The sequence below is a fragment of the Okeania sp. SIO3B5 genome, from assembly GCF_010692555.1.
Lineage (GTDB): Bacteria > Cyanobacteriota > Cyanobacteriia > Cyanobacteriales > Microcoleaceae > Okeania.
In genome coordinates, this window is the sequence record NZ_JAAHHG010000067.1 from 24,876 (window position 1) to 32,717 (window position 7,842).

Sequence of the window (7,842 nt, forward strand, 5' to 3'; positions counted from 1 at the left end):
AATCAGATATTAGAAAGGATTTAACGCCTTGGATAGACACTCAAAAATTGAACAGAACATTACCTCTGCTCAAAAATTCTCTTTCTCATACTCGTTTTTTATTTAACTGATTCTCTTAATTACCTTTTACCCTTCTTTTTTTGCTTTCTCTTTTTAGGTTTTGATTTTTTCTTTTGAAATCTCGCTCTCTGTTCAACCACTTCTGGAGGCGGACCATAATCTCCATCGGAAAAATACACCCGTTCCACAATATGTTGTGGTTCTACTTCAATCCACAGACGAGCGCCACCAGCTTGACTTTTATTAGGGTTGTGAGGTTGATAAACTATTTGACAAGGGCCATGAATTTTTAGAGCATGACAATAATCCTTTTTACCTCCCACTTTCACAGCAACTGCTGGATGAGAAGTTTTATTGTCTCGGTTGTAGTCAATAGTATCTCGTAAAACATGAATAAAGGTATTACCTGTCCGTCTATTCTTATTCCAAGTTCCTTGAGGACCACGACGACCGGGTTTAATTTCTGGCATTCCCTGATGGTTGAGAGGAATCATCCAGAGTCTTTTTAGCTTATAAGCACCAATAACTCGATTTTGGTTCAGCAACTCCCGCAATCTACCAGTGGAAATATTGAGTAAAAAAGCAGCTTGTGTAGTAGTAACTAAAGATACACTCATAACTACAACGTTGGGGTTTTTAGATATTAGATAATAAGTATAATTTTGGAAATGCAAAAAGCACTACCTTAGTTAATGTTAAGAAAGACTCCCGTTAAATTTCACAACTAAAAAATATCCACAGAAATTAACGGCGTTTGATTTAACGACTGAGTGCCACAGAAATAGATTAAAGCAATATGACTTAGACTGAATTTTCCTAGTCTCTAATTGCAAAACAAAAATTAGTAATATGATTTTAAGTTAATTTCCTTTGATTTATGGCTTTTTTTATTAGCCTAATTAATAGATTAACTTGTCAAGTTAGACACATCGTTTAATTATTTATTTTAAATTATCTCATAACAAGTATGGTATAACAGAAACTATAATTTAGTCAAAAATAATGGTAAAAATCGTGGGAATTGGAGGTAGTTTGCGGTCTACTTCCTATAGTCAGCAAGCTCTAGAAATAGCAATTCAGAAAGTAGAAGCTCTCGGTGCAGAGGTGAATATATTGGATTTACGATCGCTCAATCTTCCTTTTTGTAAAGGAGAGGGTGATTATTCAGAATATCCAGATGTAGAGCGACTCCGAGAAGTAGTTAAGCAGGCTGATGGTCTAATTTTGGCCACGCCAGAATATCATGGCAGTGTTAGTGGTGTGATGAAAAATGCCCTTGACTTGATGAGTTTTGAACATCTAGATGGAAAGGTAGCAGGTTTAATTAGTATTTTGGGAGGTCAATCAAATAGTAATGCGCTGAATCATTTACGGTTAATTCTGCGATGGGTTCATGCTTGGGTTATTCCGGAACAAATTGCTATTGGTCAAGCTTGGAATGCTTTTTCTAGTGATGGTAAATTATTGGATGAAAAAATATCGGAACGTTTTGATAAATTTGCTCAAAGTTTAGTTGATAATACTTGTAAAATTAGAGGTTGCAGTTAGTTTTGTTTGTCAAAAATCCATTCAAATTATCTTGAATAGTACAATTAAATTGCTCACTACTATTTTGCATAACTATTGACTACTAAAAGTTCTCCTTTACAACTGTTGTGAAAAAACTATCCTTGCAGATTAACCTTCTTTAAAAATAAAATTTCTTCTTTCTTCCTAATTTCCAGTCATCTCTTTAATATACCCAGTGAATCAACTTGCAAATCAAAACTGGACACCACTACATGACCAACTACATAAAACATTACGTCAACGAAAATTATTACCAGAAAACCAAAGAATATTAATCGCAGTATCTGGTGGTCAAGATTCCATAAGCCTAACTAAATTACTGTTAGATTTACAATCAAAATGGGGTTGGTATTTAGCAATAGCTCATTGTGACCACAGATGGCGACCAGACTCAGAAGCTAATGCTAATTATGTGAAAAAATTAGCAACAAATTGGCAACTGCCATTCTTTTTAGCAGTAGCGGATAGAGTTTATCAAAGTGAAGCAGAAGCTAGAAAATGGCGTTATCAAACCTTAACTAAAATTGCTTTAGAGTCCAATTGTCCATACATCGTAACTGGCCATACAGCTAGCGATCGCGCAGAAACTCTTCTATATAATTTAATTCGTGGAAGTGGTACTGATGGACTACAAGCTTTGACTTGGCAACGTCCTCTGACAGAAAATTCTTCTATATTACTGATACGTCCTTTATTAGAAATTACTCGTAGTCAAACAGGCGACTTTTGTCAAAAGCAAAAAATTGGTATATGGGAAGATTCTACAAACCAAGATTTACGTTATGCTCGTAACCGTATCCGCCTCGAATTATTTCCTATGCTACGCCAGTTTAATCCTCAAGCTGAACTATCACTGGCACAAACTGCAGAAATACTCAGCGCAGAAGTAGATTATCTTGAAAATCAGACAGAAAATCTATTGGAGAAAGTGACAAAGATAGATATAGATAATCTGAATATTTCTGAGCTTGAGTCTCAACAGGTAAAATATATTAACCGTTTAGTATTACGCGAAGTTCCTCTAGCATTACAAAGAAGAGTAATAAGGCGTATTTTACAAGAAGTTTTACCTATTCATCCTAACTTCAGTCATATTGAAAAACTAACAAATCTAATTAATGCTCCTAACCGTTCTCAAACAGACCCATTTCCTGGTGGAGCGATCGCCAAAGTTCGACATCCTTGGATTTTATTAGTGTAATAGGGAACAGGGAACAGGGAACAGGGAACAGGGAACAGGGAAAGAAAAACATAATAAAAAAGGTTGAATTTTTAGATTTTATGGAATATTGATTTTTTTATTGTAGGAATAAATCACAAATTATAAAGGGAACAGGGAATAGGGAAAGAAAAACATAATAAAAAAGGTTGAATTTTTAGATTTTATGGAATATTGATTTTTTTATTGTAGGAATAAATCACAAATTTAAGATGTAACTACCTTTGTGTGAATTTAGTAGAAAATATCTTAAGTTCAACTAATGGGGGGTTCAGAGAGCTATAAGTTCCTCATTATTTTTTCTTTTATCGCTTTGATGCCCCACCATCTATACAGTTCTTAAAATTACTTGGGGTTTGTAGACACAGAGTGGCGTGTCAAAGAATCCCCATACAATTTTCCCTTCTGCCTTCTGCTTTCTGCCTTCTTCAATCCGGTTGACCAATTATATTTTGAAGGACTTGCTGTAACTGCTCCACCTGTGTCCCTATACCCTGTACTTGATTTACTCCTCCTGCTACTTCTTCTAGTTGCTGTTTAACTTGTTCAAGATAATCTTGCATAGGTAACATAACTTCTTGATAAATAGCTTCATTTCCTATTTGTGAATTTGCCTTCTGCTTTTCTCGTAAACTCGACTCTAGTTGTTCAATTTCTTTTTTTTTCGCTTCTTGTTGCTGAGTCTGACTATTGATAATTTCTTCTTTTTGGGCAATATCTGTTTGTATTTGTTGAATTTCAGCTTCTAAACTTTGTAAATTCTCTGTCAGTTTCTGCCTTTGAGCATCAACCTGTGATAACGTAGGCTTTAAATCTATTTTGTTTTGCTGCTGTTGGCCAGAAGAACTACCTAATCTGCGCCAGAGAACTTCTTGATGTTGACTTAATATTTCTTGTCTTTCCTTAAGATTTCTTTGAGAACCTACTAAAGATTCATTTAACATTCTGTAACAATCTTGTTCGTCTGAAAGCTCTGACTCTAAGCTAATTCTGTCATATTCAGTAGCTTGATCGATTCTTCTTTGCAAAGCATCCATTTCTTGTCGCTGTAATGCCAATTCTTCTTCCTGGTCTTTAACAAAACTCATATCTCTCTGTAAGTCTTGTTGTAAACTTTGAACCAGTTGCTCTAACTCATTAAGAGAAATTTTTTCCAGAGCTTCAACATCTACTTTCTCAGAAATACCATCACTTTCTTCTAATGCTGTTGTTAGATTACTCAGTTGCTCATAAAGTTGTGTCTGTACCTCTATTTGACTATTTAAAACTTGACTATATTCCTGCTTACTTGCCAATAAGGTTTGTTGCGACCTCAATTCCGAAATAGATTCGGCTAAAGACTCCCGGTCTTTTCGCCATTCTAGCCATTGGTTTTGGACATGACTAACCAAACTTTCTATATCTTCCTGTTGTTCGCTAGAATTACTATACGACGTCGGCTGTTCTTTCCACCGTTGTCCATGTTGCTCTAGACTTTCCTGTTGAGAATTAACTATTTCTAAAGACTGACTTAACTTTTCTCCCAAAAGATTTGTAGGAGCGATCGCCTCATTCAACCAAGTCAGTAAATCTCGAATATACTGAGATTGTTCTTCATCTAAAACTGCTCCTTGAGACAGTTGTCCCTGATTTTGGTCAAACTCTTCTTGTTGTCTGTGTAATTCTAAACGAGTTGTTTCTAATTCTTCTCGGTTTTTTTCTATCTGTTCCTGAAGCTGCTGAGATGCTTCTTGAGCTTGACTAATTTCTTGACGTTGTTGCTCCAAGCGGTCGATTTCTGCTTGTAGTTCTTCAAGCTGCTCTTCCTTAGCCTGCAATTCCATTTCTCTACGATTCAACTCTTGGGCCTGAAAAGTTAGAGAAGCTTTCCATTGCTCAATTTCCTCCCATTGTGTTTTAGATTTTTCTTGAGAGCGAGAGAAATTTTGCAGAATTTTCACCAACTGACGGGCAGCATCTTGAATTTGCTGCACCTGCTTACTATTGTTCAAATCTACTAACACTAATGAACCAGGAGAAAATTCCTTAGCTTCATCGGCTAGAATAACTTCTTCTCCAGGTACAGCCACCCAATTATTTTCACCACGCTGAGAGGCTAGTAGCTTCAAATCAGTTTTACCACCACCTAGACCAAAACCACTTGGTCTCTTTTGTACTTCTGCTAAATACAGCACACTGTTATCCTCTTAAGGTTTCTATGCTAAAAGCTTGATTTTTGTAGTTTTTTATGTTACCAGTAAAGTAAAGATTATTACTATACTGCCTTGAACTCAAGAAATAGTAATTTTTTTTTTACTTAGGTGATCTATGTAGGATAAGTTTTACAACTATGTAAAATTATTGTAGTATTATATCGTTCCTTGAGTATTATTAAGATAATAGTTTTAAGTTTAAGCACAAAGATACCATTATTTTAACTTATAGGCAACCTAATAATCATAATCAATATACTTTTAGCTGAATTTTTTTTCATAATCTAGTTTAGTCCTTGAGTTATGACTATATTATAGTATTATATTACTTACCTATCAATTGTATTTTTTAAATTTAGTAATCAATATTTTTATAATTTTTTGTATATCTACAAAAAACCTAACTCAGTAATAAGGATTATAAAAAATCATGTTCCATAATTATAAATATGTACTTTGTGTACTCTTAAAAACAACTGTAAAAGTAAAATAAAGCGTAGCAATACCATAGGATGTTAGCTGTATCTATTTTATAAAAGTATAATATAACTCTGGTACTACTGCACAAATGCCTTATGATATTTAGACATCTGCACTTGAGACATAAATAGTCAGGTTATAATAGAGTTTAAATTGTTTTCTCCAAGATAACATTAACTTTCTTAAGGCATATTTTCATTGATTATAATACTTGCTTGTTTTTGAAAAAATGAGATGGTATGTTAATCTTCTCAAGATATATATAAATTGTTTATCAAAAGTTATATACAAGCTGCATGCAGGGAAATTTGAGTGAAATTGATATCCGCAGCATCCTGCAACTTATAGAGTTAGGTCAGCGAACTGGTGAACTGTTTGTGGAATCTTACAGCTCACCAGTCAATAATAATGTTGCCGAACCCCAACACCACTTCCCCACAGAACCATCTTGGTTTGTATTCTTTCTCAATGGTCGAATCATCTATGCTACTCAAAGTGCGGGTAGCTTATCTCGTTTGAGAGACTATTTACGTTGTTACAAAGCAGATAAAGATATTGATAATATTAAAGTTCCTTATTTTGCATCCATCCATGCCCCTGAATATGGATACTTATGGGCTTTGCTGGAAAAAGGAATTCTTACACCAACTCAGGGACGTGTAATTATCCATAATATGGTTCGTGAAACTCTCTTTAATTTACTAAGTCTTCGTCGAGGGTCCTTTATCTTCGATCTTAGTACAGCTCTCACACCTCAGTTAACAACCTTTGAAATCAGCTCATTGTTGGCCAAAATAATGAAGCAGATACAAGAGTGGAATCAGTTTTCTCCATATATTCAGTCTGCTGAACAGTGTCCAGTCATTTCAGATCCAGTTCAATTACAGAAAGCATTAAAACCCCATATATATAAAAGAATAAGAGATTGGTCAGATGGCCATACATCTATGCAGCAAATTGCTAGATATTTAAACAGAGATGTATTAACAGTAGCTAGGGCCATATACCCATTTGTGCAAAAAGGGATAGTGCAACTCAAAAAACCAGATCCACAACCACGAAAAACAAGAATTCAGAAAGTAGTGTGTATTGATGATGATGTAATTATTCGGGAAAAGGTTGAATCAATTCTCAATCAGAATGGTTACAAAGCAAGTAGCTTAAGCGATCCTCTCAAAGCATTAGGTGAAGTATTTCTGATGAAGCCAGACTTAATTCTATGCGACATTGCTATGCCTGAACTAGATGGCTATGAAATTTGTGCAATGCTACGTAACTCTACAGCATTTCGACAAACACCTATCATTATGCTCACTGGTATAGAAGGATTTATAGACCGGGTCAAGGCCAGGATAGTTGGAGCTACGCACTATCTGACCAAGCCTTTTGGAGAAAGTGAGTTACTAATGTTGGTGGAGAAGTACATTGGACCGGGAGTAGCTACAAACTCTCAAGTTGACAGAACTTTGTCAAAACTTCAAAATACTTAAATCCCACATTCCGCACCACAAAATGTAGTATATAAGAAGGAGTCAGGAGTCAGGAGTCAGGAGACAGAATTTAGGAGAAAACAATAGCTGCCGTGATTGAGTAATCAATCAAGCAAGTACTTATCCTACATTTTGCACTACAGAATGTAGGATAAAAATATAAGTCATGAAATCATGCATTCAAAAGTCATGCATTAAGAAGTAAATTATAGTGGTCAATAGGAGTCAAAGATTTAGTAAGTATTTATGCTTAATATTTAAATGAGAATTTGACTTCCGATCAAGGTAAATGAGGATAATTGATATAGTATAAATAGGGTTTGCTGAAAAAGTCTTATGGGTGAGGGTAGGAGACAGGAGACAGGAGACAGGAGACAGGAGAAAAGGGAATGAGCGAGGAGGTAGGAGTAAGAATTATCCCTTAATTTTTCTGCCCAACTATGCGCCTAAAATACTAACTTTTTGAGGGTGAAGAGCTGAAAACCAGACACTTTTTAAAGGCCCAAAAAAGGTTAAATCCTTTATATGTCAATGCTTTTAGATTTATTCAGCAAGCCCTAAATACCTAAGCAAACTACGGATTTTATACTAATTTTCGTGTTACAAATTGAAGTGCGGAATGTGGGTTAAACACTCCCATTGAAGGTAGGGTATTAAACCCGCCACTGAAAATATAATCTGTACGAGATTAGAGTATAGAAGATTTTGACATCCTCTCCGGCCTAAAGGCGCGGAGATTCCTACCGAGCCGAAGCTCCTCGGTGGGTTGACGTTTTGCTGGCGCAAAGCTCCGCTAACACAGGCTGCTGCTACTTTTGCAGTAGTCTTACGC

The 7,842-nt window shown here is 35.4% G+C and carries 5 protein-coding genes; 3 read left to right on the plus strand and 2 right to left on the minus strand.

Features of this window, described 5'->3' with window-relative positions; translation table 11 throughout:
• Positions 1–119 precede the first annotated feature (119 nt).
• On the minus strand, positions 120–677 hold the full coding sequence (locus tag F6K54_RS12015; RefSeq protein WP_293077732.1) for a helix-turn-helix domain-containing protein: 558 nt from the start codon (positions 675–677) through the stop codon (positions 120–122).
• Positions 678–1,062: 385 nt separating this feature from the next.
• Here F6K54_RS12015 and F6K54_RS12020 point away from each other — a divergent pair, with 385 nt between their 5' ends.
• A complete protein-coding gene (locus F6K54_RS12020) occupies positions 1,063–1,608 on the plus strand; it encodes an NADPH-dependent FMN reductase (protein WP_293077734.1) in 546 nt (181 codons plus the stop codon).
• Between the two features lie 196 nt (positions 1,609–1,804).
• Positions 1,805–2,830 (plus strand): tRNA lysidine(34) synthetase TilS, encoded by a 1,026-nt coding sequence (tilS, locus tag F6K54_RS12025; RefSeq protein WP_293077736.1) that lies wholly within the window; start codon positions 1,805–1,807, stop codon positions 2,828–2,830.
• A gap of 446 nt (positions 2,831–3,276) precedes the next feature.
• Here the strand turns inward: tilS and hmpF are convergent, their stop codons facing one another.
• Entirely contained in the window at positions 3,277–5,022 is a 1,746-nt protein-coding gene (gene hmpF, locus F6K54_RS12030) for a pilus motility taxis protein HmpF (RefSeq protein ID WP_293077738.1), read from the minus strand.
• A 794-nt stretch (positions 5,023–5,816) separates the two neighbouring features.
• On the opposite strand from hmpF, the gene F6K54_RS12035 reads away from it, so the two are divergent.
• On the plus strand, positions 5,817–7,010 hold the full coding sequence (locus F6K54_RS12035; RefSeq protein WP_293077740.1) for a response regulator: 1,194 nt from the start codon (positions 5,817–5,819) through the stop codon (positions 7,008–7,010).
• Positions 7,011–7,842: the final 832 nt, after the last annotated feature.